Source organism: Kitasatospora sp. NPDC048715, from assembly GCF_043198905.1.
Classification (GTDB): domain Bacteria; phylum Actinomycetota; class Actinomycetes; order Streptomycetales; family Streptomycetaceae; genus Kitasatospora; species Kitasatospora lactacystinica.
In genome coordinates this window covers 556,449-582,154 of the sequence record NZ_JBICVH010000001.1, presented here as the reverse complement: position 1 = coordinate 582,154, position 25,706 = coordinate 556,449, and the positions used below count along the sequence as shown (strand labels likewise).

Annotated in this window: 24 protein-coding genes; 6 read left to right on the top strand and 18 right to left on the bottom strand. The window is 73.8% G+C overall.

What is annotated here, in order from left to right; all coding sequences use genetic code 11:
- Positions 1–5 precede the first annotated feature (5 nt).
- From hemB to ACGFSC_RS02610, 7 genes are all read right to left on the bottom strand, one after another.
- Positions 6–986, bottom strand: coding sequence for a porphobilinogen synthase (hemB, locus tag ACGFSC_RS02640; RefSeq protein WP_359902767.1), 981 nt, complete (start codon positions 984–986; stop codon positions 6–8).
- Between the two features lie 68 nt (positions 987–1,054).
- Positions 1,055–2,704 (bottom strand): bifunctional uroporphyrinogen-III C-methyltransferase/uroporphyrinogen-III synthase, encoded by a 1,650-nt coding sequence (locus ACGFSC_RS02635; RefSeq protein WP_359902764.1) that lies wholly within the window; start codon positions 2,702–2,704, stop codon positions 1,055–1,057.
- Positions 2,701–3,708 carry a hydroxymethylbilane synthase gene (hemC, locus tag ACGFSC_RS02630; protein ID WP_359902761.1) on the bottom strand — a complete coding sequence of 336 codons (1,008 nt, stop codon included), beginning with the start codon at positions 3,706–3,708 and terminating at the stop codon, positions 2,701–2,703. Before hemC ends, ACGFSC_RS02635 begins: the two co-directional genes overlap by 4 nt.
- 41 nt (positions 3,709–3,749) lie before the next feature.
- Positions 3,750–5,114 carry a glutamyl-tRNA reductase gene (locus tag ACGFSC_RS02625; RefSeq protein WP_359902758.1) on the bottom strand — a complete coding sequence of 455 codons (1,365 nt, stop codon included), beginning with the start codon at positions 5,112–5,114 and terminating at the stop codon, positions 3,750–3,752.
- A 25-nt stretch (positions 5,115–5,139) separates the two neighbouring features.
- Positions 5,140–6,042, bottom strand: coding sequence for a redox-sensing transcriptional repressor Rex (locus tag ACGFSC_RS02620; protein WP_359902755.1), 903 nt, complete (start codon positions 6,040–6,042; stop codon positions 5,140–5,142).
- 101 nt (positions 6,043–6,143) lie between these two features.
- The gene (locus tag ACGFSC_RS02615; protein WP_359902753.1) at positions 6,144–6,899 is read right to left on the bottom strand and encodes a 3'-5' exonuclease; all 756 of its coding nucleotides are present in this window, start codon (positions 6,897–6,899) and stop codon (positions 6,144–6,146) included.
- 172 nt (positions 6,900–7,071) lie between these two features.
- On the bottom strand, positions 7,072–7,365 hold the full coding sequence (locus ACGFSC_RS02610; RefSeq protein ID WP_359902750.1) for a glutaredoxin family protein: 294 nt from the start codon (positions 7,363–7,365) through the stop codon (positions 7,072–7,074).
- Positions 7,366–7,469: 104 nt separating this feature from the next.
- On the opposite strand from ACGFSC_RS02610, the gene ACGFSC_RS02605 reads away from it, so the two are divergent.
- The 3 genes from ACGFSC_RS02605 to ACGFSC_RS02595 all read left to right on the top strand — a co-directional run bounded on the left by ACGFSC_RS02605 (position 7,470) and on the right by ACGFSC_RS02595 (position 11,564).
- Positions 7,470–8,552 carry an HAD-IB family hydrolase gene (locus ACGFSC_RS02605; protein ID WP_359902748.1) on the top strand — a complete coding sequence of 361 codons (1,083 nt, stop codon included), beginning with the start codon at positions 7,470–7,472 and terminating at the stop codon, positions 8,550–8,552.
- Between the two features lie 635 nt (positions 8,553–9,187).
- A complete protein-coding gene (locus ACGFSC_RS02600) occupies positions 9,188–10,009 on the top strand; it encodes an ECF subfamily RNA polymerase sigma factor, BldN family (RefSeq protein WP_392862389.1) in 822 nt (273 codons plus the stop codon).
- Between the two features lie 265 nt (positions 10,010–10,274).
- On the top strand, positions 10,275–11,564 hold the full coding sequence (locus tag ACGFSC_RS02595; RefSeq protein ID WP_359902745.1) for a DUF5667 domain-containing protein: 1,290 nt from the start codon (positions 10,275–10,277) through the stop codon (positions 11,562–11,564).
- Positions 11,565–11,723: 159 nt separating this feature from the next.
- Here ACGFSC_RS02595 and ACGFSC_RS02590 read toward each other — a convergent pair whose 3' ends face one another.
- From ACGFSC_RS02590 to ACGFSC_RS02570, 5 genes are all read right to left on the bottom strand, one after another.
- Complete coding sequence (locus ACGFSC_RS02590) at positions 11,724–12,731, bottom strand: lysophospholipid acyltransferase family protein (RefSeq protein ID WP_359902743.1); 1,008 nt, start codon at positions 12,729–12,731, stop codon at positions 11,724–11,726.
- A gap of 7 nt (positions 12,732–12,738) precedes the next feature.
- Complete coding sequence (locus ACGFSC_RS02585) at positions 12,739–13,860, bottom strand: NAD-dependent epimerase/dehydratase family protein (RefSeq protein ID WP_359902740.1); 1,122 nt, start codon at positions 13,858–13,860, stop codon at positions 12,739–12,741.
- 148 nt (positions 13,861–14,008) lie between these two features.
- The gene (locus ACGFSC_RS02580; RefSeq protein ID WP_003948845.1) at positions 14,009–14,107 is read right to left on the bottom strand and encodes a 30S ribosomal protein bS22; all 99 of its coding nucleotides are present in this window, start codon (positions 14,105–14,107) and stop codon (positions 14,009–14,011) included.
- Positions 14,108–14,297: 190 nt separating this feature from the next.
- Positions 14,298–14,507 (bottom strand): helix-turn-helix domain-containing protein, encoded by a 210-nt coding sequence (locus tag ACGFSC_RS02575; protein WP_045699258.1) that lies wholly within the window; start codon positions 14,505–14,507, stop codon positions 14,298–14,300.
- Positions 14,508–14,721: 214 nt separating this feature from the next.
- Positions 14,722–15,918: an acetoin utilization protein AcuC gene (locus ACGFSC_RS02570; protein ID WP_359902739.1), complete on the bottom strand. Its 1,197-nt coding sequence runs from the start codon at positions 15,916–15,918 to the stop codon at positions 14,722–14,724.
- 178 nt (positions 15,919–16,096) lie between these two features.
- Here ACGFSC_RS02570 and ACGFSC_RS02565 point away from each other — a divergent pair, with 178 nt between their 5' ends.
- Positions 16,097–16,618 (top strand): hypothetical protein, encoded by a 522-nt coding sequence (locus tag ACGFSC_RS02565; RefSeq protein WP_359902736.1) that lies wholly within the window; start codon positions 16,097–16,099, stop codon positions 16,616–16,618.
- Positions 16,619–16,646: 28 nt separating this feature from the next.
- On the opposite strand, the gene ACGFSC_RS02560 is transcribed toward ACGFSC_RS02565, so the two are convergent.
- Both ACGFSC_RS02560 and proC read right to left on the bottom strand, forming a co-directional pair.
- Entirely contained in the window at positions 16,647–17,873 is a 1,227-nt protein-coding gene (locus ACGFSC_RS02560; RefSeq protein ID WP_359902733.1) for an MFS transporter, read from the bottom strand.
- A 115-nt stretch (positions 17,874–17,988) separates the two neighbouring features.
- Positions 17,989–18,816 carry a pyrroline-5-carboxylate reductase gene (proC, locus tag ACGFSC_RS02555; protein ID WP_359902730.1) on the bottom strand — a complete coding sequence of 276 codons (828 nt, stop codon included), beginning with the start codon at positions 18,814–18,816 and terminating at the stop codon, positions 17,989–17,991.
- A gap of 168 nt (positions 18,817–18,984) precedes the next feature.
- Here proC and ACGFSC_RS02550 point away from each other — a divergent pair, with 168 nt between their 5' ends.
- Positions 18,985–19,434: a hypothetical protein gene (locus ACGFSC_RS02550; protein ID WP_359902728.1), complete on the top strand. Its 450-nt coding sequence runs from the start codon at positions 18,985–18,987 to the stop codon at positions 19,432–19,434.
- A gap of 124 nt (positions 19,435–19,558) precedes the next feature.
- Positions 19,559–20,851, top strand: a complete 1,293-nt coding sequence (locus tag ACGFSC_RS02545) for a hypothetical protein (protein WP_359902725.1) — start codon at positions 19,559–19,561, stop codon at positions 20,849–20,851.
- A gap of 19 nt (positions 20,852–20,870) precedes the next feature.
- On the opposite strand, the gene ACGFSC_RS02540 is transcribed toward ACGFSC_RS02545, so the two are convergent.
- From ACGFSC_RS02540 to ACGFSC_RS02525, 4 genes are all read right to left on the bottom strand, one after another.
- On the bottom strand, positions 20,871–21,401 hold the full coding sequence (locus ACGFSC_RS02540) for a hypothetical protein (protein ID WP_359902722.1): 531 nt from the start codon (positions 21,399–21,401) through the stop codon (positions 20,871–20,873).
- Between the two features lie 175 nt (positions 21,402–21,576).
- The gene (gene ilvD / locus ACGFSC_RS02535; protein ID WP_359902719.1) at positions 21,577–23,421 is read right to left on the bottom strand and encodes a dihydroxy-acid dehydratase; all 1,845 of its coding nucleotides are present in this window, start codon (positions 23,419–23,421) and stop codon (positions 21,577–21,579) included.
- A gap of 140 nt (positions 23,422–23,561) precedes the next feature.
- Positions 23,562–24,368 (bottom strand): class I SAM-dependent methyltransferase, encoded by an 807-nt coding sequence (locus tag ACGFSC_RS02530; RefSeq protein WP_359902717.1) that lies wholly within the window; start codon positions 24,366–24,368, stop codon positions 23,562–23,564.
- A gap of 46 nt (positions 24,369–24,414) precedes the next feature.
- The gene (locus ACGFSC_RS02525) at positions 24,415–25,218 is read right to left on the bottom strand and encodes a sugar phosphate isomerase/epimerase (RefSeq protein ID WP_359902899.1); all 804 of its coding nucleotides are present in this window, start codon (positions 25,216–25,218) and stop codon (positions 24,415–24,417) included.
- Between the last annotated feature and the right edge of the window lie 488 nt (positions 25,219–25,706).

Sequence of the window (25,706 nt, the reverse complement as noted above, 5' to 3'; positions counted from 1 at the left end):
GTCCGCTACTTGAGCATCGCGGCGGCTTCGAGGGCCCAGTAGGTGAGGATCTGCTCGGCGCCCGCGCGGCGGATCGAGGTGAGCGTCTCCATGATCATCCGCTCCCGGTCGATCCAGCCGTTCGCGGCGGCCGCCTCGACCATCGCGTACTCGCCGGACACCTGGTACGCGGAGACCGGCACCGGGGAGGCGTCGGCGACCTGGCGCAGGATGTCCAGGTAGGCCATGGCCGGCTTGACCATCACCATGTCCGCGCCCTCGGCGAGGTCCTGCGCCAGCTCGCGCAGCGACTCGCGGGCGTTGGCCGGGTCCTGCTGGTAGGTCTTGCGGTCGCCCTTGAGCGAGGAGCCGACGGCCTCGCGGAACGGGCCGTAGAAGGCCGAGGCGTACTTGGCGGTGTAGGCGAGGATGCCCACGTCCTGGTGCCCGGCCTCGTCCAGCGCCCGCCGGATCACGGCGATCTGGCCGTCCATCATGCCGGACGGGCCGACCAGGTGGACGCCGGCGTCGGCCTGCACCCGGGCCATCTCGGCGTAGCGCTCCAGGGTGGCGTCGTTGTCGACGCTGCCGTCCGCGGCCAGCACGCCGCAGTGGCCGTGGTCCGTGTACTCGTCCAGGCAGAGGTCCGACATGACCACCAGGGAGTCGCCGACCTCGGAGACCACGTCCCGGATCGCCTGCTGGAGGATGCCGTCCGGGTTGGTGCCCTCGCTGCCGGTCGCGTCCTGCACCTGCGGGACGCCGAACAGCATGAGGCCGCCCAGGCCCGCCTCGGCCGCCTCCACCGCGGCCTTGCGCAGGGTGTCCCGGGTGTGCTGGACCACGCCCGGCATCGAACTCACCGGGACGGGCTCGCTGACGCCCTCGCGGACGAACAGCGGCAGGATCAGCTCCGCCGGGTGCAGCCGGGTCTCGGCCACCAGGCGGCGCATCGCCGGGCTCCGGCGCAGTCGGCGCGGGCGTACGTACGGGAATTCAGCGGACACGGCTTCTCTCTCCGAACGGTTGTGCAGTGCCGGGGGCGACGGTCGGCCGCCCCCGGCCATGAGGGGTGTCAGCGGGCCTTGCGGCGCGAGCCGGGACGGCGCTCGCTGGGCCGGTAGACCGGCTCACCGGCGGCCGTCGCGGTGTCGCGGCGCTTGGCCCCGAAGTCTGCCAGCGCCTGGGCCAGCGCGGCCGCCGACGGCGCCGGGGCCATCACGTCGACCCGCAGGCCGTGCTCCTCGGCGGTCTTGGCGGTGGCCGGGCCGATGCAGGCGATGACGGTCACGTTGTGCGGCTTGCCCGCGATGCCGACCAGGTTCCGGACGGTCGAGGACGAGGTGAACAGCACCGCGTCGAAACCGCCGCCCTTGATCGCCTCACGGGTCTCGGCCGGCGGCGGCGAGGCGCGCACCGTCCGGTACGCCGTCACGTCGTCGACCTCCCAGCCGAGCTCGACCAGGCCGGCCACCAGGGTCTCGGTGGCGATGTCGGCGCGCGGCAGCAGCACCCGGTCGATCGGGTCGAAGACCGGGTCGTACGGCGGCCAGTCCTCCAGCAGGCCGGCTGCGGACTGCTCGCCGGAGGGCACCAGGTCCGGCTTCACGCCGAAGTCCACCAGGGCCTGCGCGGTGGTCTCGCCGACCGCCGCGACCTTGATCCCGGCGAACGCGCGGGCGTCCAGGCCGTACTCCTCGAACTTCTCCCGGACGGCGCGCACCGCGTTCACCGAGGTGAAGGCGATCCACTCGTAGCGACCGGTGACCAGGCCCTTGATGGCCCGCTCCATCTGCTGCGGGGTGCGCGGCGGCTCGACCGCGATGGTCGGCACCTCCTGCGGCACCGCGCCGTACGAGCGCAGCTGCTCGGACAGGCCGGTGGCCTGCTCCTTGGTGCGCGGCACCAGGACGTTCCAGCCGAACAGCGGCTTGGTCTCGAACCACGAGTGCGAGGCCCGGTGGGCGACCTGCTCGCCCACCACGGCTATCACCGAGGTGGCCGGGTCGACCGGGGCGGAGACCGGCGAGGGCAGCACCCGGGCGGCCTTCAGGTCGGCCGCGATGCCGGACAGGGTGGAGGTGAAGGTCCGCTGGCGGGTGGTGGTGCCGGAGAGCGTGGCGCTCAGCGCCGACTCCGGCTTGCGGCCGCACGCGACCAGGGCGGTGGCGGTGGCGGGCAGCTGGCCCAGGGTGGTGCGGACCACCAGGGTGGTCTCCGGCGCGCCCAGGTCCACCGGGCTGCCGGCCAGCAGCGCGGCGCCGTCCACGAAACGCACGTCGGTGCCGGACCCGGCGCGCAGCGGGACGCCCGCGTACGCCGGGACGCCGACCGACTGGGCCACGCCCGGGATCACCTCGAAGGGGATCCCGTCGCCCGCGCAGCTGAGCATCTCCTCGGCGGCGCAGCCGTCCAGGCCGGGGTCGCCGTCGACGGTGCGGACCACGTGCTTGCCGGAGCGGACGGCCTCGGCGACCAGCTTGGCCAGGTCGAAGTCGGTGCCCTCGGCGGCGGGGGCGTGCACCTGCACGCCGGCCGGACAGTGGCTGCGCACGGCGGCGGCGGTCAGCGGGTCGGCGACCAGCACGTCGGCGGTGGACAGCACCTCGACCGCGCGCAGGGTCAGCAGGCCCGGGTCCCCGGGGCCCGCGCCCAGGAAGGTGCACCGTCCGGTGGCGGGCTGTCCCACCGGGAACAGGGCATCGGTGGCGGTGGTGGGGCTCATCGGGCTCGCTCCCCCATCAGGGCGGCCGCGCCCGCGGCGAGCAGCCGGTCAGCCAGCGCGCGGCCGAGGGCCACCGCCTGCTGCTCGGCGGTCTCGTCGAGGACGATCGGACCGTTGGCGGACATCTTCAGCAGGGCGGTTCCGTCGGGGTCGCCGACCACGCCGTCCAGCCGCAGTTCGTTCTCCCGGCCCCAGGTGGCCAGCGCGGCCACCGGCGCCGAGCAGCCGGCCTCCAGGGTGGCCAGCAGGGCGCGCTCGGCGGCCACGGCGACCCGGGTGGGGGCGTGGTCCAGCGCCGCGAGCGCGGCGGTCAGCCCGGTGTCGGCGGTGGTGCACTCGATCGCGAGCGCACCCTGGCCGGGGGCCGGGACCATCACCTCGGTGTCGAGGTGCTGGGATATCTCGGCGCTGCGGCCGAGCCGGTTCAGGCCGGCCGTCGCCAGCACCACCGCGTCCAGCTCGCCGCTGGTCACGAAGCCGATCCGGGTGTCCACGTTGCCGCGGATCGCGACGGTCTCCAGCTGCGCGCCGCGGGCGTTGGCCCAGGCGTTCAGCTGCGCCATCCGGCGGGGCGAGCCGGTGCCGATCCGGGCCGGGCGGCCGGCGCCGGCCAGCTTCTCCACCAGCTCCTCCAGGGCCAGGCCCTCGGTCGCGACCAGGGCGTCCCGGACGTCCTCGCGCTCGGGGACGGCGGCCAGCGCCAGCCCCTGCGGGGCGGCGGTGGGCAGGTCCTTGAGCGAGTGCACGGCGAAGTCGATCCGGCCCTCCAGCAGCGCGTCGCGCAGCGCGGAGACGAACACCCCGGTGCCGCCGATCTGCGCCAGCGACTCCCGGGAGGTGTCGCCGTAGGTGGTGATCTCGACCAGCTCGACGGCGCGCCCGGTGACCCTGGTCACCTCGCGGGCCACCATGCCCGACTGCGCCATGGCGAGGGCGCTGCGCCGGGTGCCGAGCCGCAGGGCCGCGGTGGCCGAGGGCTGCTCCGTGATCGGTTGACCATTCATGAGGTGATCGTCCCGGTGGTACTCGTGGGATGGCTGACGGTTCATCTGGTGCCCCCGGCCGAGGGCTGGGGCGCCCCGCCGACGGGCGTGCCCGACACGGCGTGCACGGCCGCCGGGTCGAGGTCGAACAGTTCGCGCAGCGCCTCCGCGTAGGAGGCGCCGCCCGGCTCGGCGGCCAGCTGCTTCACCCGGACGGTCGGGGCGTGCAGCAGCTTGTCGACGACGCGGCGGACGGTCTGGGTGATCTCGGCGCGCGAGCGCTCGTCCAGGTCGGGCAGCCGGGAGTCCAGCCGGCCGAGCTCGGCGGCGACCACGTCGGAGGCCATCGAGCGCAGCGCGACCACGGTCGGCGCGATCCGGGCGGCCCGCTGGGCGGCGCCGAAGGCGGTCACCTCGTCGGAGACGATCCGGGTGACCTGGTCGACGTCGCCGGCGCCGGGGCTGGCGGCGTGCGCGTGGGAGAGGCTCTCCAGGTCGACCAGCAGGGCGCCGGGCAGCTCGTGCACGGTGTGGTCGACGTCGCGCGGCATGGCCAGGTCGAGCAGGGCGAGCGGCTCGGACGCCCCGTGGCGGAGCCGCTGGGCGTCCCGCCGGGAGGCGACCGCGGCGGCCACGTCCTCGGCCTTGATCACCACACCGGCCGCGCCGGTGCAGGAGATCACCAGGTCCACCTCGGCGAGCGCCTCCGGCACCTTGGCCAGGTCCAGGACCGAGGCCACGTCCGGGCCGAGGATCTCGACCAGCCGCTCGGCGCGGGCCGGGGTCCGGTTGGCGATCAGCAGGTCGGTCACGCCGGAGCGGACCAGGGTGGCGGCGGCCAGCGAGCTCATCGAGCCGGCGCCGACCACCAGCGCGCGCTTGCCGGCGATCTCGCCCGCGCCCGCCGCGACCTGCTCCAGGCCGAAGGTGACCAGCGACTGGCCGGCCTTGTCGATGCCGGTCTCGCTGTGCGCGCGCTTGCCGACCCGCAGGGCCTGCTGGAACAGCTCGTTCAGGCCGCGCCCGGCGGTGTGCTCCTCCTGGGCCTTGGCCAGCGCGTCGCGCAGCTGGCCGAGGATCTGGCCCTCGCCGACGACCATCGAGTCCAGGCCGCAGGCCACCGAGAAGAGGTGGTGGACGGCGCGGTCCTCGTAGTGGACGTACAGGTGGGAGGTCAGCTCCTCCAGGTCCACCCCGCTGTGGTGGGCCAGCAGCAGCGACAGCTCGGCGACGCCGGCGTGGAACTTGTCCACGTCCGCGTACAGCTCGATCCGGTTGCAGGTGTTCAGCAGCGCGGCCTCGCCGACCGTCGCGGTGGCGGCGGCGTCGTGCAGCAGCCGGGTCGGTACGTCACCCGTCAGCGCGGCGCGTTCCAGCACCCCGACCGGGGCGGTGCGATGGCTCAGCCCTACGACGAGAAGGCTCATGCCCGCCCCCCACAGCTCTCGGTGTTCATGCGGGCATCACCGCGGAGAGATCCCCGTCGCCGCCCTTGGCGGACTTTCCCTTGGCCTGCTCGGCCTGGTCCTTGGCCGCCGACTCGACGGTGCCCCGGGGCTTGCCGCTGCCGCCGGCCGCGCGGCGCAGCTTGGCGGCGGCCGCCCGGACCGGACCGGGGGCGCGGTCCAGCACCGACTCGGCACGGTCGTCCGGCTCCTCGCCGGCCTTGCGCTGCTCGTGGAAGGCGAGGATCTGGAGCTCGATGGAGAGGTCCACCTTGCGCACGTCCACGCCGTCCGGGACGGTCAGCACGGTCGGGGCGAAGTTCAGGATGCTGGTGACGCCGGCCTCCACCAGCCGGTCGCACACCTGCTGGGCGGCGCCGGGCGGGGTGGTGATCACGCCGATGGAGACGTGCTGGCTCTCGACGATCGACTCCAGCTCGTCCATGTGCCGCACCGGCAGTCCGGCCGCGGTGGAACCGACCACGTTGGGGTCGGCGTCCAACAGGGCGGCCACCCGGAAGCCGCGGGAGGCGAACCCGCCGTAGTTGGCGAGCGCGTGGCCGAGGTTCCCGATGCCGACGATGACGACCGGCCAGTCCTGGGTCAGGCCGAGCTCGCGGGAGATCTGGTAGACGAGGTACTCGACGTCGTAGCCGACGCCGCGGGTGCCGTAGGAGCCGAGGTAGGAGAAGTCCTTGCGCAGCTTGGCCGAGTTCACGCCGGCCGCGGCGGCCAGCTCCTCGGAGGAGACGGTCGGCACCGAGCGCTCGGAGAGCGCGGTGAGGGCCCGCAGATAGAGGGGCAGGCGGGCGACTGTCGCCTCCGGGATGCCCCGGGCACGCGACGGTCGGCGCGCGGCGCCCTGGTCGGGCGTCTGCGAACTGCTCTGTGGTGATCGGCCGATTGCCACGGTGCTCCTGTGGGTGAAGCTGGGCTTTGGCAGCCAGGCTATGCGTTTGTGAACGTGTGCACAAAGATGGTGTCCGTTTTGTCCCTACACAGTGATGCGCATCACGCCATCGACCGCATAGCACCGGCCCGGGTCAGCACGACCTCCGGGGCTCGCGAACCGGGCAGCCAGGGGCCGTACGGGGCCTCCCTGCGCAGCAGCGGGACGCCGGCGCCGGACGGGTGGGAACGGGCCCGCCCCAGCCGGGGCCAGGGCACCTCGGCGGCCTCGCGCAGCGGGCCGGCCCAGTCGCCCGGCGGGCAGGACGGGGCGCCCAGGCAGTGCCGCAGCAGCTCGGCGGTCACCCGGGCGTCGCCCAGCGCGGTGTGCGCCGGGTACCAGCCGAGGTCCGCCGCCTCCGCACAGGCCGCCAGGCCCTGGCCGCGGGCCTGCGGCAGGTGCGCGCGGGCCAGCCGCATCGTGCACAGCAGCGGCACGGGCGGCAGCGGCACCCCGATCCGGGCGAACTCGCGATCCAGGAAGGCGTGGTCGCAGCTGACGTGGTGACCCACCAGCACCCGGCCGGCCAACAGCTCCAGCAGCCGCGGGGCGATCTCCCGGAAGCGCGGGGCGCCCTCCACGTCGCACTGGCGTATCCGGTGCACATGGGTCGGACCGACCGGGCCCAGCGGATCCAGCAGGGTGGCGAACTCGCCCTCGGGACGCAGCCGCTCGTCGAGCAGCACCACGGCCACCTCGACCACCCGGTGCCGCCACGGGCTGCGGCCGGTCGCCTCCACGTCCACCACGGCGAAGCCCCGGGGGACCGTCCGGGGCTCCGGAGCTCCGGACACCCGGAGGGCAGGACCGGGAAGCATGGCGCACTCCTCGTGTGCTCAGCCCCCCACGGGCGCAAACGCGTTCGATCGTAAGCCGACCGACCCGCCCCGCCCCACGCCGGAACGGAGTGTCTTCGGCAACGATTCGGCGAACCTCCCCCGCCGATCGGCGGGGGGTCGGTACACGGACGAACGCCCGGTCAGGCCCCGCTCAGCCGCCGAGGGCAGTGCGCAGACGGCGCTCGTCGACCCGCCAGAAGTCGTGCTGGCGACCGTCGATCAGGGTGACCGGAATCTGCTCCCAGTAGCGGCGGTACAGCTCCTCGTCCTGGGTGATGTCCCGCTCCTCGAAGGACGCCCCCAGCTCGCCCGTCACCCGGAGGATCACCTCGCGGGCCTCGTCGCACAGGTGGCAGCCCGGCTTGCCGACCAGGGTCACGGTCCGGTCCGCGGGCTCGGGGCTCTTACGTCGCAGCAGTGGGCTCACCACCCCATTCTCCGCCATGGCACCCGCCCGCCCGGGGGCACCCGGCACCCGGTGGAGCTGTTCACCTCGCGGGCACGGCTCCGTCACGGTCGCCGCGCGCCCGGCTGGCTATCCTCGATGACATGGCCGTGCTCAGAAGGCTCACCCAGGCAAGGCGTTCCAGCAGCGAGCGGAGCGCCCTGGCCGGCGAAGCCGCGGCCGAGGCGGCCGAGGCCGCGCTGCGGGCCGAGCCCGGGCCGGACGGCACCGCGGGGCGGGACGGCGGCACCGGGCCGGACGGCAGCACCGGGCCGGACGGCAGCACCGGGCCGGACGGCACCACCGGAACGGACGGCAGCACCGGGCCGGACGCGCCGGCCGCGGCGAAGCCCGGCAAGGCCCCCAAGACCCCCAAGGCCTCGACCGAGAACCACACCCCGGACCCGGACGACCCCCGCGCCGCCGCCTTCTTCGACTGCGACAACACCATCCTGCGCGGCGCCGCGATCTTCTACCTCGGCGTCGGCCTCTACCGCCGCGGCTTCCTCACCCGCCGCGACATCGCCCGCTTCGCCTGGCAGCAGGCCTGGTTCCGGCTGCACGGCACCGAGGACCCGGACCACATCTCCGACGCCAAGCAGTCCGCCCTCGGCATCGTGGCCGGCAAGCCCACCGCCGACCTGGAGGCGATCTGCGAGGAGATCTTCGAGGAGGTCGTGGCGGACAAGATCTGGCCCGGCACCCGCGCCCTGGTCCAGATGCACCTGGACGCCGGCCAGCGGGTCTGGCTGGTCACCGCCGCCCCGCTGGAGGTGGCCAGGATCATCGCCCGGCGGCTCGGCATGACCGGCGCGCTGGGCACCGTCGCCGAGGCCCGGGACGGCCTGTACACCGGCCGGCTGGTCGGCGACCTGCTGCACGGCCCGGCCAAGGCCGCCGCCGTCCGCGCGCTGGCCCGGCGCGAACGCCTCGACCTCGACCGCTGCGCCGCCTACAGCGACTCGGCCAACGACATCCCGATGCTCTCGCTGGTCGGCCACCCGTACGTGGTGAACCCGGACGGCGCGCTGCGGCGCCACGCCCGGACCCAGGGCTGGCGGGTGCGGGACTTCCGGACCGGGCGCAAGGCGGCCCGGGTGGGGCTGCCGGCCGCGGCGGCGCTCGGGGTGCTGGCCGGCGCGACGGCGGCCGGGGTGGCGCTGAACCGGCGCAGGCGCCGCTCCTGAACCTCCCGCGCCGGGGGTCGCGCGGGCTCCCGAAGACCGCCGGGGGCGCGCCCGAGGGCCGCCCGAAGACGGTCGGGAGGTCGTCGGCGGATCGTCGGGACGCCGTCGGGACGCCGTCCGGACGGGCTCGCCCCGGCGAGTGAGCGGGCGTCAACAGGGCCTCTGACCTGGCCCCTCTTACGGGCGAACTCCCCTGCACCGCAGGGTGGTCCGAGTCACCTGCACGAACCTGTCGCCCGGTGACCGGTTCTGATCGTTCGCCAGGCCGGGAAAGTCAGGGGTTGCCGAGCCCCAAGGCTGGGAAACCGCCCCTCAGGCCGCCGAATTGGTCACCCTGAGCGCCTGTTCGATCACGTTGAGCCGGATGAACGATGACAGCTCCGGTCAGTGTCAGCCGAATATGCACAACAAATGGATCCCAAACGACCACTTCGACCACACGGTGTAGCTGTCATTGCACAAAGCGTTATTCTCTCCTGGATGCACGTCACCACGCGTCCCGCTCGAACGGACGCTTCGGGGAGTGCTCTCCGCGCAGGCGGAGGTGATCCGTCCACAGTTCTGCCTCTGGGAGTCCCGTGTACCCACCCGTCCGGAACGACGCGCCTGCACCCTCCCGCCCGTCGTCCGCGCCCCTGCGCCCCCGCACCGGCCTGCGCGGTCGGCCGACCGCCGAGCGGCAGATCTCCACCGGCCTGACCCTGCTGCGCACCCTGCTCCGCAGCCAGTTCGCCGTCCTGCCCCAACTCGCGCCGGCTGGAGGATCGTTCGTCCAGCCCCAGCCGCCCGGCCCGGCGCTGCGCACCACCGCCGCCGGCTCGGCCGGCACCGGCTCGCGCGGCCGCACCGGCAGCACCGGCGCCGGCCGGGGCCGCGCCCGGACGGCGCCCAACCCCGGCTACGAGACCGAGCACAACCCGATCATGGAGCTGGTCGAGCGGGCCCAGGCCGGCGAGAGCGACGCCTTCGGGCGGCTCTACGACCACTACGCGGACACCGTCTACCGCTACATCTACTACCGGGTCGGCAGCCGGGCCACCGCCGAGGACCTCACCAGCGAGACCTTCCTGCGCGCCCTGCGCCGGATCGGCACCTTCACCTGGCAGGGCCGGGACTTCGGCGCCTGGCTGGTCACCATCGCCCGCAACCTGGTCGCCGACCACTTCAAGTCCAGCCGCTTCCGGCTGGAGGTCACCACCGGCGAGATGCTGGACTCCAACGAGTGCGAGCGCAGCCCGGAGGAGTCGGTGCTGGAGTCGCTCTCCAACGCCGCCCTGCTGGACGCCGTGCGCCGGCTCAACCCGCAGCAGCAGGAGTGCGTCACCCTGCGCTTCCTGCAGGGGCTCTCGGTGGCCGAGACGGCCCGGATCATGGGCAAGAACGAGGGCGCCATCAAGACCCTCCAGTACCGCGCCGTCCGCACCCTGGCCCGGCTGCTCCCGCCCGACGCGCGATGAACCGTGCCGAGGACGACCCCGGTGCCATACGGCACGGCCGTCCGTCACCGTTCGCGCCCGGCCGACACGTCAGGGTGAACGGTCGGTCCGATGATCAGCCGTGCGTAACCGACCGCCCGCACCACTCGTTGGCCAACGTGCAAGCCCCCACCAGGCGTACGGTCAAGTCGAATTGCGGCCTATCACCCGATGGAGTGGCTTTGGCCAGCCAGGGCAACCGTCCGGCAGGCCAGGGTGTCGACAACGACGAAGGGAGGTGTGGCCCGTGACGGCAAACGTGCTGGAGCACCGGCGGGCGAAGGCCTTCGCCGAGGCGCTGGAGGCCCACCAGGCAGAGCAACGCGCTGCGGCCAACGCCGAATCGGACAACGCCGCCGCCACCGGCGCCGGTCCGGTCGCGATGGCCGAACTGGTCGGTCTGACCGACGCGCTGGGGGCGCTGCCCGGGCCGGTGCTGGACCGGGAGGTCCGCACGGTCCAACGCGCCCAGCTGATGGCCGCGTTCGAGCAGGCCTTCGCCGGCGGGACGGGCACCCCGGTGCCCCGGCAGCGCCGCCACCGGGCGATCCGGACGGCGCCGCGCGGCCGCTGGAGCCGCCGGTTCGCGATCGGCGGGCTGGTCGCCGGGCTCGCCGTCGGCAGCCTGACCGGCGCCGCCGCGGCCAGCGCCCACGCCCTCCCCGGGGACACGCTGTACGGCCTCAAGCGCGGGCTGGAGGGACTCCGGCTCGACTTCGCCGGTTCCGACTCCGAGCGCGGCGAACTGCTGCTCGACAACGCGGCCACCCGGCTCGGCGAGGCCAAGACCCTGGTCGGCCGCACCGGCCCGGCCGGCGGCCTCAGCCCGGCCACCGTCGAACAGGTCCGCCGCGCCCTGGACGACATGCACGCCGACGCCCTCAGGGGCCGCGAGCTGCTGCGCTCGGTCTACCGCAGCAACGGCTCGCTCGACCCGATGCGGGCGCTGGCCGGCTTCGCCCACGACGAGGACGGCCGGTGGAGCGAGCTGCAGGGCCGACTGCCCGTCCAGCTCACCCAGCAGGCCGACCTGGTGAACCGCCTCTTCGACGACATGAGCGAGGACGTCGCGCCCCTGCGCCTGGTCCTGCCCCCCGCTCAGAGCGGTGGCGCGGCCGGCTCCGGAGCGGGCGACGGCTCCTCCCACTCCACCGACGGCTCCCCGGCCGGGGCCCCCGCGGCCGGATCCGGCACCACGGCCGGCGCCGACCGGGCCCCGGGCTCCGCCGGCAACCGCCCCGGCGCCCCCGAGCACGCCCCGGCCAACCCCGGCTCCGGCGCCTCCGGCACCGGGGGCAAGGGCGGCGTCCTGCCGGACACCCTGCCCAGCAGCGCCCCGGACGCCGTCAACGGCCTGGTCGGCGGCCTCACCAGCGGCCTCACCGGCACCAAGCCCTCGCCGAGCGCCGACGCGGCCCCGCAGCAGGCACCTCAGCAGGCCACGCCCGGCGCCCCGAACGCGGCCCAGCCGCAGGGCGTCGAGGTGCCCCCGCTGCTCCCGGACCTGTTGCCCGGGCTGCGCATCCTGGGCGGCTGACGGCAGGGCGGTGGGGGCCCGGCGGAGTGCGATATCCGCCGGGCCCCCGCCGTACCCGGGTTCTTCCGTGGAGGCCCGGCTCCTCGGAAGGACCCGGGCCTCCTCGGCCGAACCCCGCCGGAAGAGCACCATCGGCGGAGCACCGCCGGAAGAGCACCGTCAGAAGAACACCGAACGCCGCTGCACCAGCAGCTGGTAGAGGGTGTGCTGGATGGTCTCGCGCACCTCGTCGGCCAGGTCGAAGACCAGCATCGGGTCGTCCGCCGCCTCCACCGGGTAGCTGTCGGTGGCGATCGGCTCGCCGAAGCGGATCGTCCACTTGGTCGGCAGCGGCAGCACCCCGAGCGGGCCCAGCCACGGGAAGGTCGGGGTGACCGGCACGTACGGCAGGCCCAGCAGCCGGGCCAGGGTCTTCACGTTGCCGATCATCGGGTAGGTCTCCTCGGCCCCGACGATCGAGCAGGGCACGATCGGCACCCGCGCCCGCAGCGCCGAGGCGACGAAGCCGCCGCGGCCGAACCGCTGGAGCTTGTAGCGCTCGGAGAACGGCTTGCCGATCCCCTTGAAGCCCTCCGGCCAGACCCCGACGACCTCGCCGCGCTCCAGCAGGGCCTGGGCGTCCTCGTTGCAGGCCAGCGTGTGGCCGGCCTTGCGGGCCAGCTCGTTGACGCCGGGCAGCACGAAGACCAGGTCGGCGGCGAGCATCCGCAGGTGCCGCCGGGCGGGGTGGTGGTCGTGGATGACCACCTGGGTCATCAGGGCGTCCAGCGGGATCGTGCCGGAGTGGTTGGCGACGATCAGCGCGCCGCCCTCGGCCGGGATGTGCTCCACGCCCTGGACGTCGATCCGGAAGTACTTCTCGGCCAGCGGGCGCAGCAGCGAGAGCAGCACCTCCTCGGTGAGCTCCCGGTCGAAGCCGAACTCGTCCACCTCGTAGTCGCCGGTCACCCGGCGGCGCAGGAAGGCCAGCCGCTCGGCGGCACGGCCCTCCCAGCCCTTGCCGAACAGCCCGGTGGCGGCCGGGCCGAGCGGCCCGGACAGCACGCCGCCGACGGCCCCGGCGAGCCGGTCGGCCAGTTTCGGCCCCTCGGGCGAGGTCCAGCTGGGGGCGGACTCGATCGGGATGACCTTGGCCTCGCCCGACGCGTTCTCGGCTGCGGCACTCATCGCGGGTTCAGCTCCTCGGTGGGCGGGGGCGGTTCGGTACGGCGTCCGGTCCGGCGGCCGGCCCCGCGGGGGCGGCCCCTTCCGGGCCGAGCAGGGCCGTCAGCCGGTCGGTGACGGCGGCCAGCCGCTCGGGCGGCAGCAGACCCGGCCCCTGCGCGGCGGCGAAGTCGGCGAAGGCCTCCGGGGTGCCGAACGCCGGGCGGTAGCCGAAGGTGTCGCGCAGCCGCGCGGTGTCCACCACCCGGCCGTGGGTGAGCAGCCGCAGCTGCTCGGGCGAGACGTCGACCAGCCGGGTCTGCCGGGCCAGCACGGCCATCCAGCTGACCGCGGGCAGCAGCAGCGGCAGGGTGGGCCGGCCGAGCCGGCGGGCGCACTGGGAGAGCAGCAGGACGCCCTCCCCCGCCACGTTGAAGGTCCCGGTGTTGACGGTGCCCGGCGCGGGCTCGTCGGCGGCCCGGCAGAGCACCGCGACGGCGTCGTCCTCGTGCACGAACTGCAGCCGCGGGTCGTAGCCGAGCACGGTCGGGAGCACGGGCAGCGCGAAGTACTCGCTGAGCGGGGTGTCCGCGTCCGGGCCGACGATGTTGGCGAAGCGCAGCACCGTCACCGCGACGTCCGGGCGGCGCCGGGCGAAGCCGCGCACATAGCCCTCGACCTCCGCCGCGTCCTTGGCGAAGCCGCCGCCGGGCGGGTCCTTGGGCTGCATCCGCTCGCTGAACACCGCCGGGTCGCGGGGCGCGGATCCGTAGACGCCGGTGGTGGACTTCACCACCAGCCGGCGCACCCCGGGGGCCTTCTGGCAGGCGCCGAGCAGCTGCATGGTGCCGATCACGTTGGACTCCTTCACCGCGGAGCGGTTGGTGGAGCCCAGGCCGGTGGCGCTGACGCTGAGGTGCACCACGGTGTCCACCCGGTGCTCGGCGAGCACCCGGGAGAGCGCCGGGCGGCGCAGGTCGAGCTGGTGGAAGCGGTACGGGGCGGCCGGCCCGGCCGGCTCCTCGGGCGGCAGTCGGGGCGGCTGCACGTCCACGCCGACCACCAGGTCCACGCCCGGCCGGCGGCGGACCTCGGCGACGAAGCGGGCACCGAGATGGCGCGCCACGCCGGTGACGAGCACGACCACGCCCACGGTGTTGCCCCCGTTCCCCGGCCCGAGCGGCCTGCGTGCACCGTACCGCGCCGCCCTGCCGGGCCGTGAAATGACACCGCCCGCCCAGACCACGAGGGGCTGGACGGGCGGTGGAAGCGCTGGGCGCGCTAGGCGCGGCCGGGGGCGCTTACTTCTTGTTGCGACGCTGAACGCGGGTCCTCTTCAGAAGCTTGCGGTGCTTCTTCTTGGCCATACGCTTGCGACGCTTCTTGATGACAGAGCCCACGGAACAACCCTCGCTCACTGAGACTCTCGCCCGTGAGAGACGGAGTCCATACGACTGACGTGAGGGCCTAGCCTACCGTCCACGGTGCTAAGGCCGTAATCGTGCTCCCCGATACCGGGAAACTCGGGGGAAATCCCCGGCGAACGGGTGCGGCGCCCACCGGTGTGGACCCCGCACCCGCGCGCCGCCGCTACGCGCTCTCGAGCCGCACGTAGGACTCCTTGAGGTACTCGTGCACCGCCTGCTGGGGCACCCGGAAGGACCGTCCGACCCGGATGGCCGGCAGCTCTCCGCTGTGCACCAGTCGGTACACCGTCATCTTGGACACCCGCATGACCGCGGCGACCTCCGCCACGGTCAGGAAGACGACTTCCTGAAGGGGGCGCTCGACGGAACTCATGACCATCACCCGACCCTTACCCGTGTGCAAGGCACCGGCTTCCCCTCCGGTGACTCCACCGGCACACGTGTATCCCCAGAGTAGTTATGGGTGGTACCAGTGGGAAGAGGGGAAGTGCAGTCCTCGTACGGTGAGAGATAGGACCGTTGCAGTACGTAGCCGATCGGCCGATGGCACCGCCCGGCGTACGCACGGCCTGACCAGGGCGGCGGGTTCAGGCCAGCAGCCCGTGCTGGGGGAACACCGCCCGCCGGGTGGCGAGGATGGCCTGATCGAGCCGGTCGGCCGGATCGTAACCCGAGTCGAAGTCGCGCCAGGCGGGGCGGGCGCCGTCGGTCATCCGCAGCGGGGCCGGGCGGCGGGTGCGGCGGTAGACCTCGGCGCGCCAGGACTCGGGGGTCTCGGCGGCCGGGTCGACGGGCCGGGCGGCGGCGGTGGCGACCAGGTGGGTCCAGGTGCGCGGGACGACGTCCACCACGGCGTAGCCGCCCCCGCCGGTGGCCACCCAGCGACCGCCGGCGTACTGGTGGGCGAGGTCGTGCAGCGCCTCGGCGATCAGCCGCTGGGCGTCCACGGTGACGGCGAGGTGGGCGAGCGGGTCCTCCAGGTGGGTGTCGGCGCCGTGCTGGGTGACCAGGACCTGTGGCCGGAACGCGTCGAGCAGTTCGGGCACCAGGGCGTGGAAGGCGCGCAGCCAGCCGGCGTCGCCGGTGCCCGCGGGCAGCGGCAGGTTGGCGGCGGAGCCGGGGGCGTCCTCGCCGCCGGTCTCGATCGACCAGCCGGTCTGCGGGAAGAGCGTGGCGGGGTGCTCGTGCAGCGAGACGGTGAGCACCCGGGGGTCGTTCCAGAAGGCCGCCTGGACGCCGTCGCCGTGGTGGACGTCCACGTCGACGTAGGCGACCCGCTCGGCGCCGAGTTCGAGCAGCCGGGCGATGGCCAGCGCCGGGTCGTTGTAGACGCAGAAGCCGGAGGCCTTGCCGGGCATCGCGTGGTGCAGCCCGCCGCTGAAGTTGACGGCGTGCGGGGTCTCGCCGCGCCAGACGGCCTCGGCGGCGGCGACGGACTGGCCGGCGATCAGTGCCGAGGCCGAGTGGATCGCCGGGAAGGACCAGTTGTCGTCGGTGCCCAGTCCGTGCAGCGGGTCGGAGCGCTCGGGATGGGCGGCGGCGTTCCGGACCGCCTCGACGTACTCCCGGGTGTGCACCAGCCGGAGGGTGGACTCGCCGGCTGGCGGCGCGGAGCGGACGGTCACCCCGGGGCCGGTGCTCAGTCCGAGGGCCTCGACCAGGCGCATGGTGAGGGCCAGCCGGGTCGGGTCCATCGGGTGGCCGGGGCCGAAGTCGTAGGCGGTGACGGCCTCGTCCCAGAAGAGGTGCAGGCCGCAGGGGGTGTCACGCTCGGCTTCGGGCATGGCCTCCACCGTAGCGGGTGGCGGTGGCCGGACCGCCCTCAGGGCGCGCCGGGGCGGCACTCGCGGGAGCCGCCGGGCGCGGGGTGCGCAATGAAACTACGGAAGTTGTGGGGCAGCTGTGGAGGCGGGTGTTGAGGCGGTGCAGACAAACGCTTTGCGACTCCATATCCTCTCCGCCATGAAGCCATTCAGCGTGCAACGCCTTGGGGTAATTCTCGCTGCAATACTGGGTTTTGGCGTCTTCTTCGCCGCCCAGCCGGCCTCCGCCGCGGTCAGCGGCACCACCTTCGCGGTCGACAAGTCGACGGCGAAGGCGGGAGACCAGCTGACCCTGACGCTGTCGCTCACCAACAGTGAGACCAGTCCCATCTACTTCGCCTACGAGGCCGTCCAGCCGACCTGGCCGGCCAACACGCAGGCCGGAGCGTTCACCGTCCTCAGCTGCACCGGTGACACCTCCGACTGCGCGATCAACGGGAACAGCGCCAACTTCCACTTCAACGCGCCGATCGCGCCCGGGGCGACGAAGAGCGTCACGCTCACCGTCAAGATCACCGACACCCCGGCGTGGGGCACCGCGCCGTACACGCTGAACTGGGCGCCGTACGTCTACTACGAGTTCGGCCAGGTCGGCAACGGCACGGCCAAGGACCAGGGCTGGACCTACGGAGTGCCCGAGCTCCAGACCGTGATCAGCTGACCCCACGTCCCGTCGACCGCCCCCGCCGTCACCCGACGGCGGGGGCCGGGGCGGGTTCCGGGGCGGGCTCCGGGGCGAAGCGGTCGGCCAGCGGCAGGACGGCGAGCACCAGCAGCATCGGGGCGAGCAGCGCCCAGCGGTACGAAGCGGCGTCCGCGATCGCCCCGACCAGCGGCGAACCCAGCAGGAACCCCACGTAGTTGAAGAGGTTGAGCCGGGCCACCGCGGCATCGGAGTCGGCCGGGAAGAGCCGGCCGCCGGCCGCGAACACCTGCGGGATGATCGCGCAGATGCCGAAGCCCAGCACGGTGAAGGCGGCGATGCCCGCCCAGGCGCCGGGCGCGACCGCGGCCAGCCCGAAGCCGAGCGCGGCCAGCGCGGCACCGGCACGGACCACCGGGACGGCGCCGAAGCGCTGCACCGCGCGGTCGCCCAGTGCCCGGCCGAGCAGCATCGCGACCATGTAGCCCAGGTAGGAGAGCTTGGCGAGGTCCTCCCGGCTGCCCAGCCCGTCGGTGAGGTACTTGACGCTGTAGTTGGAGACCGAGGCGTCCGCGATGTACGCGAAGGCCATCGCCAGGCAGAGCGGCAGCAGCGGACGCCAGGGGACGGACCGGGCGGCGGCCTCCGCGGCCTCCCGGACGGCGTCGCCGAGTTCGGCCGGGCCGGCGAGCAGGCCGCCGGTCAGCAGGGCGAGCGGGGCGATCACCGCGGCGGCCGTGCCGAACAGCACCGGCAGCCCGAGGTCGTAGTGCGAGCCGAGGCCCGCCAGGGCCGCGCCGAGGATGCCGCCGAGGCTGAACGCCGCATGGAAGCCGATCATGATCGAGCGGCCGTAGCGGTGCTGGAGCCCCACCCCGAGCATGTTCATACTGGCGTCCAGCGCGCCCACCAGCAGCCCGAACGCGCCGAGGGCCAGGGCGAGTTGCCACAGCGTGCCGCCCAGTCCGGCGGCCGCCAGGCTGAGGCAGACGGCGGGCTGGACCACCCGCAGCACGGTCCGTGCGCCGGTGCGCTTCACCAACTGCTCGGAGACGATCGAACCGACCCCGGCCAGAACCGGCACCGCGGCCAGGAAGACCGGCAGCAGCCCGTCGCTCAGCCCGTACCGGTGCTGGATCTCCGGGATGCAGGTGACCAGCAGGGCGAAGGTGACGCCCTGGAGCAGGAAGCTGACGGCGAGCGCCGCCCGCCCCACGCGCAGACCGGGCGCCGCGGCGGACGGGACGGGCCCTGCGGACGGTGCGGCACTCAAGCGGACCTCCAGGCGGACTCCACGCGGACCTCGCAGACCTCGCTACCGACCGGTAGGACGATGTTGGCGAGAGCGTAGGGGGTGCGCCGCGATTACGGGAGGGGTCGCGCAGCGGTCATTTCCCGCCGGAGGCCAACTCCCGGGAGCGGTCCCGCGCCGCCTCCAGGGCGCCGAGCAGCGCGGCCCGCACCCCGTGGTTCTCCAGCTCGCGGATCGCCGCGATGGTGGTGCCGGCCGGGGAGGTGACCGCCTCGCGCAGCTTCACCGGGTGCTCGCCGGAGTCGCGCAGCATCACCGAGGCGCCGATCGCGGACTGCACGATCAGGTCGTGCGCCACCTGCCGGGGCAGCCCGAGCAGGATGCCGGCGTCGGTCATCGCCTCGACCAGGAAGTAGAAGTAGGCCGGACCGGAGCCGGAGAGCGCGGTGGCCGCGTCCTGCTGGGACTCGGGCAGCCGAAGCGCCTTGCCGACCGAGCTGAAGATCTCCTCGGCGCGCACCAGGTGCTCCTCCCCCGCGTGCGAACCGGCCGAGATGACGCTCATCCCCTCGTCCACCAGGACCGGGGTGTTGGGCATCACCCGGACCACCGGGGTGCCCGCCGCCAGCCGCTCCTCGAACCAGGCGGTGGGGACGCCGGCCGCGGCCGAGATCACCAGCCGGTCCGCGCCGACGTGCGGGGCCAGCTCCTCCAGCAGGGCGCCCATGTCCTGCGGCTTGACCGCCAGGATCAGGGTGTCGGCGAGCTTGGCGGCCTCGGCATTGGAGACGGCCACCACGCCGTAGCGGGCCGCGAGTTCGGCCGCCCGCTCCGGGCGGCGGGCGGTCACCAGGACATCGGCCGGATCCTTGCCCGCGCGCAGCAGACCGGAGAGCAGGGCCTCCCCGATCTTGCCGGTGCCCAGGAAGGCGATCTTCTGTCCGTGTGCTGCGCTGCTGCCCATCGTCCGCTCCTTGCCTCGGTACTGCGGCCATCCTCGCACCGCCCACCGGCACACGCGGGGACCGTCCGACCCGTGGTCGCCACGGACCCGAACGACCCTTGCCCCTAGGGAGAGAACTCGGGGGTTTCCCCTATGGCCTCCCGGCTCCGGGGAGCGCACCGTGGAGTCATGGCACACGACGAAATGTCCCGACGTGAGAACCGGCAACTCGCCGTCGCCTCGGCGACCGTGGGCCCGTGGCGGACCGCCGCGGGGGTCGGTGCGGTGGTGGGGGCGACGGCCCTGGGGATCGAGGCGATCTCCGGGAACTGGTCGCTGAGCATGCTGGCCTCACCGGCCGGCTGGGGCCTGTTCTTCTTCTTCCTGGTCGGCACCGTCGGCGGCCAACTGCGGCGCGACACCACCGACCGGCGACTGCGCCGCTGGGCGAACGAGCACCCGTGGCAGTCCGCGCTCCCGGCGGCCGGCGGCCTGCTGGCACTGAACACGCTGGCCCAGCTGTTCCTCGGCGACGAGGGCCTGTTCGGCGCCTTCTTCCTCTCGCTGCTGCCGGCCGGCCTCCTGCTGGCGATCGCCGGGGTGGTCGGGTCGGTCAAGCAGGCCCGCGGCAAGGGCTGACGGCCACCCGCGACCTGCCCGTTTCCGGACAAACGACACCGATCCCACGGATCACGCACACGCGTTCACCACGAAGTGTGCCCCCGATCAACGGACCGTCACACCCTGTCGGCATACTGGCGCGATGCCGACAGCCGAAGATCCGGAACCGCGCCCCGAGACGGGCCGCGAGGCGGGCGGGAAGGACCCGTTCGCCGACCTCGTCCTGGACGAGGAATTCGTCCGCGGGGCCACCGTCAAGGAGCAGAGCGGGCGCACCCGCATGCTGTCCGCCCGGTGGAAGCACACCCCGCCGGTCGACCCGGGCGGCCGCCGCTCGGTCAACGACGGCCCGTCCGCGCCCAAGGGCCGGTTCGGGCGCAAGCCGAAGCCCGCCGCGCTCGACCCGTGGGGCAACCCCCGCCGCCCGAGCCGGCGCGGCTGGCGCACACCTGTGCTCGTGGCGCTGACCGTCGCGGTGGTGCTCTCCGTCCTGAACGTCGACGGGCTGCGCACATGGTTCTCGGACCACGTCTGGAAGAACTCCTCCGCCACCCCGGTGCCCACCGTCGCCCCGGAGACCGCCAGGCCGACCTCGGCACCGCCGGCCACCCCCGACGACCAGCCGACCGTGGACCACCCCTGGAAGGGCTCCCCCGCCGAGGGCTGGCCGAACGGCCCGGAGGCCTTCGTGCTGCCCGAGGCCAAGGCCGTCGGCGTCTTCTCGGCCGACGAGGTCGCCGCCCAGCTCCAGTCGGTCAAGGACTACCTGACGGCCTCCAACCTCGACCCCCGGGTGATCGCGGGAGCCCGTCCGGACGCCGCCCTGGCGATGCTCGACCGCCAGGAACGGGCCAACGCCGTCGCCGCCCTCGACCACCCCGCCAAGGAGACCGACCCGACCAGCTGGTTCACCCGCTTCGACCCGCGCGAGGCCGCCCTGGTGGGCACCACCGTCAAGGTCCAGGGCCGGATCAGCTTCGAGGAGGACGGTGACGGCGGCGTGCTGGTGCACACCGACTTCACCTTCGTCTACCCGCTGCAGCCGGGCCCGGACGCGGAGAAGCTGGCCTCGTCCCGCCGCCGCACCCCGGACACCGCGCCGGGCGGCACCGCCAAGCCGGTCGGCCTGGTCACCCGGACCGCCGCCACCGACAACGGCGACACCTGGACGACCCGCACCATCGTGCGCAAGGTCGACGACGTCCGCTTCTACGACCCGAAGCACTACAAGGTCGACGCGAAGAAGCTGGTGTTCGCCAAGACCCAGTGGGACGCCGGCAACAGTGCCTGCGACGTCTACGACGGCTTCCTGCACCCGCAGTTCCAGCAGTTCACCAGCCACGACCCGGCACCGGGCGGCCCGACCACCGACCCGTACGACCGGAGCAAGGACATCACCCCGGCCGACCAGTGCGGCAGCGTCAGCCGGACCTAGGGTCCGGTGGCAGGAGGCGTCAGCGCTTGCGCTTGGCCCGGCCCGGCGCCTTGGCGTCGGGCCGGCGGCTGCGGCCCGCCTGGCGCTTCTCGTACTGGGCGACGGCCCGCTCGTAGGCGGCCCGCCGGACCGCCTCGCCGGGGGCCTCGACCAGGCTGCGGGCGAAGTAGGCGAGCAGCGAGCCGGCCCCGCCGATCAGCCAGACCGCGCCGAGCGACTTCTCCTCGGCCATCCAGCCGGTCAGCTGGTCCTTGCCCTCGGTGAGCACCTTCCAGGTGCGCCGCACGGCCATCATCGAGCAGACCGCGATGGCGGCGGTCAGCAGCCCGTTGAGGAACGTGCCGTTGTCGGAGAGGGCGATGCCCTCGATGCCGAAGCGCAGCAGCAGCACCACGGCGGCCGCCGCGACCAGGGCGCCGATCGACACGGCGACCCGGCGCGGCCAGTAGCCGTTGTCCCGGTTCAGCCAGCTGGTGCCGAACCAGCGGATCGGCTCCGGCTCGGGGGCGCCGACGGGAGTGGGGGCGGGGGTGGGGGGCTGCTCGCTCACGCCGTCGATTATCACCCGACCGCCGCACACGGCGGAGGAGCCGTCCCGGCCGGTGGGACGGCTCCTCCTCGTTCCGTGCGGGCCCGGCCGCGTTCCGTTCGGGCCCGGCCGCGTTCCGTTCGGGCCCGGTGCCGTTCCGTGCGGGCCGGTGCCGTTCCGTGCGGGCCCGGCCGGGTCAGCCGAGCTTGGACACGTCGCGGACGGCGCCCCTGTCGGCGGAGGTGGCCATCGCGGCGTAGGCGCGCAGGGCCTGGCTGACCTGCCGGTCGCGGTTCTTCGGCCGGTAGCCGCCCGCGGCCTCCAGGGTCCGGCGGCGCTCCGCCAGGACCTCGTCCGGGACCTCCAGGGAGATCCGGCGGCCGGGGATGTCGATGGCGATGGTGTCGCCGTCCTCGACCAGCGCGATGGTGCCGCCGGAGGCCGCCTCCGGGGAGGCGTGGCCGATGGACAGGCCCGAGGTGCCGCCGGAGAAGCGGCCGTCGGTGACCAGCGCGCAGGCCTTGCCCAGACCCCGGCCCTTGAGGAAGGAGGTCGGGTAGAGCATCTCCTGCATGCCCGGGCCGCCCTTGGGGCCCTCGTAGCGGATGACGACGACGTCGCCCTCCTTGACCCGCTTGGCGAGGATCGCCTCGACCGCGTCCTCCTGGGACTCGACCACGACGGCCGGACCGCTGAAGGTCCAGATCGACTCGTCCACGCCGGCGGTCTTCACGATGCAGCCGTCCTCGGCGAGATTGCCGTACAGCACGGCCAGGCCGCCCTCGACCGAGTAGGCGTGCTCGACGCTGCGGATGCAGCCCTTGGCGGAGTCCGTGTCCAGCGACTCCCAGCGCTCGGACTGCGAGAAGGCCTCGGCGGAGCGGACGCAGCCGGGAGCGGCGTGCCACAGCTCGACGGCCTCCGCGGAGGGCGAACCGCCGCGCACGTCCCAGGTCTTGAGCCACTCGGCGAGCGAGTCGGCGTGCACGGTGTGGACGTCCTCGTTGAGCAGCCCGCCCCGGTACAGCTCGCCGAGGATGGCCGGGATGCCGCCGGCCCGGTGCACGTCCTCCATGTAGTACGAGCCGTTCGGCGCGACCTTGGACAGGCAGGGCACCTTGCGGGAGATCGCGTCGATGGCCCGCTGGTCGAAGTCCAGCTCGGCCTCCTGGGCGGCGGCGAGCAGGTGCAGGATGGTGTTGGTCGAGCCGCCCATGGCGATGTCCAGGGCCATGGCGTTCTCGAAGGCGGCGCGGGTGGCGATCGCCCGGGGCAGCACCGAGGCGTCGTCCTGGCCGTAGTGGCGGTTGGTGATCTCGACGACGGTCCGGCCGGCGTCCTCGTAGAGGGCGCGGCGGGCGGTGTGGGTGGCGAGCACCGAACCGTTGCCCGGCAGCGAGAGGCCGATCGCCTCGGTCAGGCAGTTCATCGAGTTGGCGGTGAACATGCCGGAGCACGAACCGCAGGTGGGACAGGCGTTCTCCTCGATGATCGCGATGTCCTCGTCGGAGACGTTCTCGTTGACCGCCTGGGAGATCGCGTCGACCAGGTCGAGCTTGCGCACCGTGCCGTCGACCAGGGTGGCCTTGCCGGCCTCCATCGGGCCGCCGGAGACGAAGACGGTCGGGATGTTCAGGCGCAGCGCGGCCATCAGCATGCCCGGGGTGATCTTGTCGCAGTTCGAGATGCAGATCAGGGCGTCGGCGCAGTGCGCGTTCACCATGTACTCGACCGAGTCGGCGATCAGGTCCCGCGAGGGCAGCGAGTAGAGCATGCCGCCGTGGCCCATCGCGATGCCGTCGTCCACGGCGATCGTGTTGAACTCGCGCGGGATGCCGCCCGCCCGCTTGATCGCCTCGGAGACGATCCGGCCGACCGGCTGGAGGTGGGTGTGCCCGGGCACGAACTCGGTGAACGAGTTGGCGACCGCGATGATCGGCTTGCCGAAGTCCTCGCGGGCTACGCCGGCCGCCCGGAGAAGCGCCCGGGCGCCTGCCATGTTGCGACCGTGGGTGACCGTACGGGACCTCAGCTCGGGCACTGTGCTCCACTCCTTCGGGGCTCTCGCGGGCACCCCGCTGCTGGGAGGGTCCGGGGGCCGCTGTGGGTACCGAGCCTACGCCCGCCGTCCGGCCGGCGGACGCTCCGTCCGCGATGCGGGCAGGCGGCGGGCCTCCCCGGTCAGTCCCGCTTGACGGCCACGGTGAGGTCCAGGACGTACGGCTCGACCACCTGCCCGTCCGGGAACTCGGCCAGCAGCGCCGCACGCTCGGCGGCGAGCAGCGGTTCGCGCCGCTCCGGGTCCAGCGAGGCGAAGTAGGAGCGCGAGGTGAGGTTGTCGACCACCTGCTCGACCGGCACCTGCCGCCGCCAGCGCAGCTCGGCACGGGAGACCTCCAGCCCGGCGGCGGCGAAGGGCACCGTCAGCTCGGCGATCCGGCGGTAGCCGTGGTAGCGGCCCGACAGCGCCGCCCACAGCCGCTCGTCCCGGGCGCGCACCCACGGGACGCTCTCGTCGAAGACGTTCCACCAGGCCGCGACGGCGCCGCCCGGCCGCAGCACCCGCAGCGCCTCGGGGACGGACTTCTCGGGGTGCGTCCAGTGGAAGGCCTGGGCGTAGGTGACCAGGTCGGCGGAACCGTCGTGGAACGGCAGGTCGTCGCCGACGCCGCGGACCAGCGGCAGGTCCGGCGAGACGGCCTGGAACTGCGCGGCCATCCCGGCGGAGGGCTCGACCCCGACGACGTCCGCGCCGCGGGCGGCCAGCAGACGGGTGGCGATGCCGGTGCCGGCGCCGACGTCCAGGACCCGGGCGCCCTTGAGCCCGCGGCCCCAGAGCCGCTCCAGCTCGTCGAACAGCCCCTCCGGGTAGCCGGGGCGGCCGCGGTCGTACGCGGCGGCCACCGCGCCGAAGCTCCCGGCCAGCTCGCGGAAGTTGCGGACCTCACTGAAGCCGCCGGCCCCACCGGCGTTCTGATCGTTCGTCACTTCTCCCCCTCGGTAGGGCGGTTCGCGCCCGATCCGGCCGGACGGCTCAGCGTACGCGCGAGGGGGTGGCCAGGTGCAAGCGGGTAAAAGCGAGGGCCTCGGCCAGATCGGCCTCGCGTTCGGCGGGGGAGGCCGCGCGCCGGGTGTTGACCTCCAGCACCACGTGGCCGTCGAAACCGGTGCGGGCGAGGTGCTCCAGCAGCTCGGCGCAGGGCTGCTTGCCGCGGCCGGGGATCAGGTGCTCGTCCTTGCCGGAACCGCTGCCGTCGGCCAGGTGGACGTGGGCGAGCCGGTCGCCCATCCGCTCGACCATCGCGAAGGTGTCGATCCGGGAGGTGGCGGCGTGCGAGAGGTCGATCGTGAAGTGCCGGTAGTCCTCGTCGGTGACGTCCCAGCCCGGCGCGTACGCGAGCATCTCGCGGTCGCGGTAGCGCCACGGGTACATGTTCTCGACGGCGAAGCGGACGTCCGTCTCGCCCGCCATCCGGTTGATGCCCTCGACGAACTCCTTGGCGTACTGGCGCTGCCAGCGGAACGGCGGGTGGACGACCACCGCGCTCGCGCCCAGCTTCTCGGCCGCCGCCCGGGCCCGGACCAGCTTCGTCCACGGGTCGGTGGTCCACACCCGCTGGGTGATCAACAGGCACGGCGCGTGCACGGCCAGGATCGGCAGCCGGTGGGCGTCGGAGAGCCGGCGCAGGGCGTCGATGTCCTGGCTGACCGGGTCGTTCCACACCATCACCTCGACCCCGTCGTAGCCGAGCTTGGCGGCCAGCTCGAAGGCCACGGCGGTGCTCGCCGGGTACACCGAGGCGGTGGACAGCACCACCTTGGTGTCGGGGATGTGCAGGGCCGGGTGCCGGGGCAGCACCAGCCGGTCGGTGGTGCGCAGCAGCGGCGGGCGGGCGGCGTCGCGCTTGGCGGCCTTGACCGAGCGGACGGACTGGACGGCGGCCTTGGCGGCGCCGGCGGCCCGGGCGGTGCGGGTCTCCTTCGGGACGGGCTTCGCGGCGGCCCTGTTCGGGGTGCCCTTCCCGGTGGCGGGCTGCTGCGCGGCGTGCTTCTGCGCGGTGTGCTGCTGTTCGGTGTGCTGCCGTGCGGTGTGCTGCTGTGCGGTGCGCTTCCGTGCGGTGGCCGTCTTCGCCGTGTCCGCCGTGGTCGCCGTGTTAGCCGTCTTCGCCGGACCCGCCGCGGTCGGCTTCGCGGTCTTCGCCGCTGCCGTCTTCGCGGTGCGCTGGGCGGCCTTGACGGCCTTCGCGGCCTGCTTGGCGGCCTGGGCGGCGGTGGCGCCCGTGACCGCCTTGCCGAGCCGGCGGCGCGGACCGTCCGACCGCGACT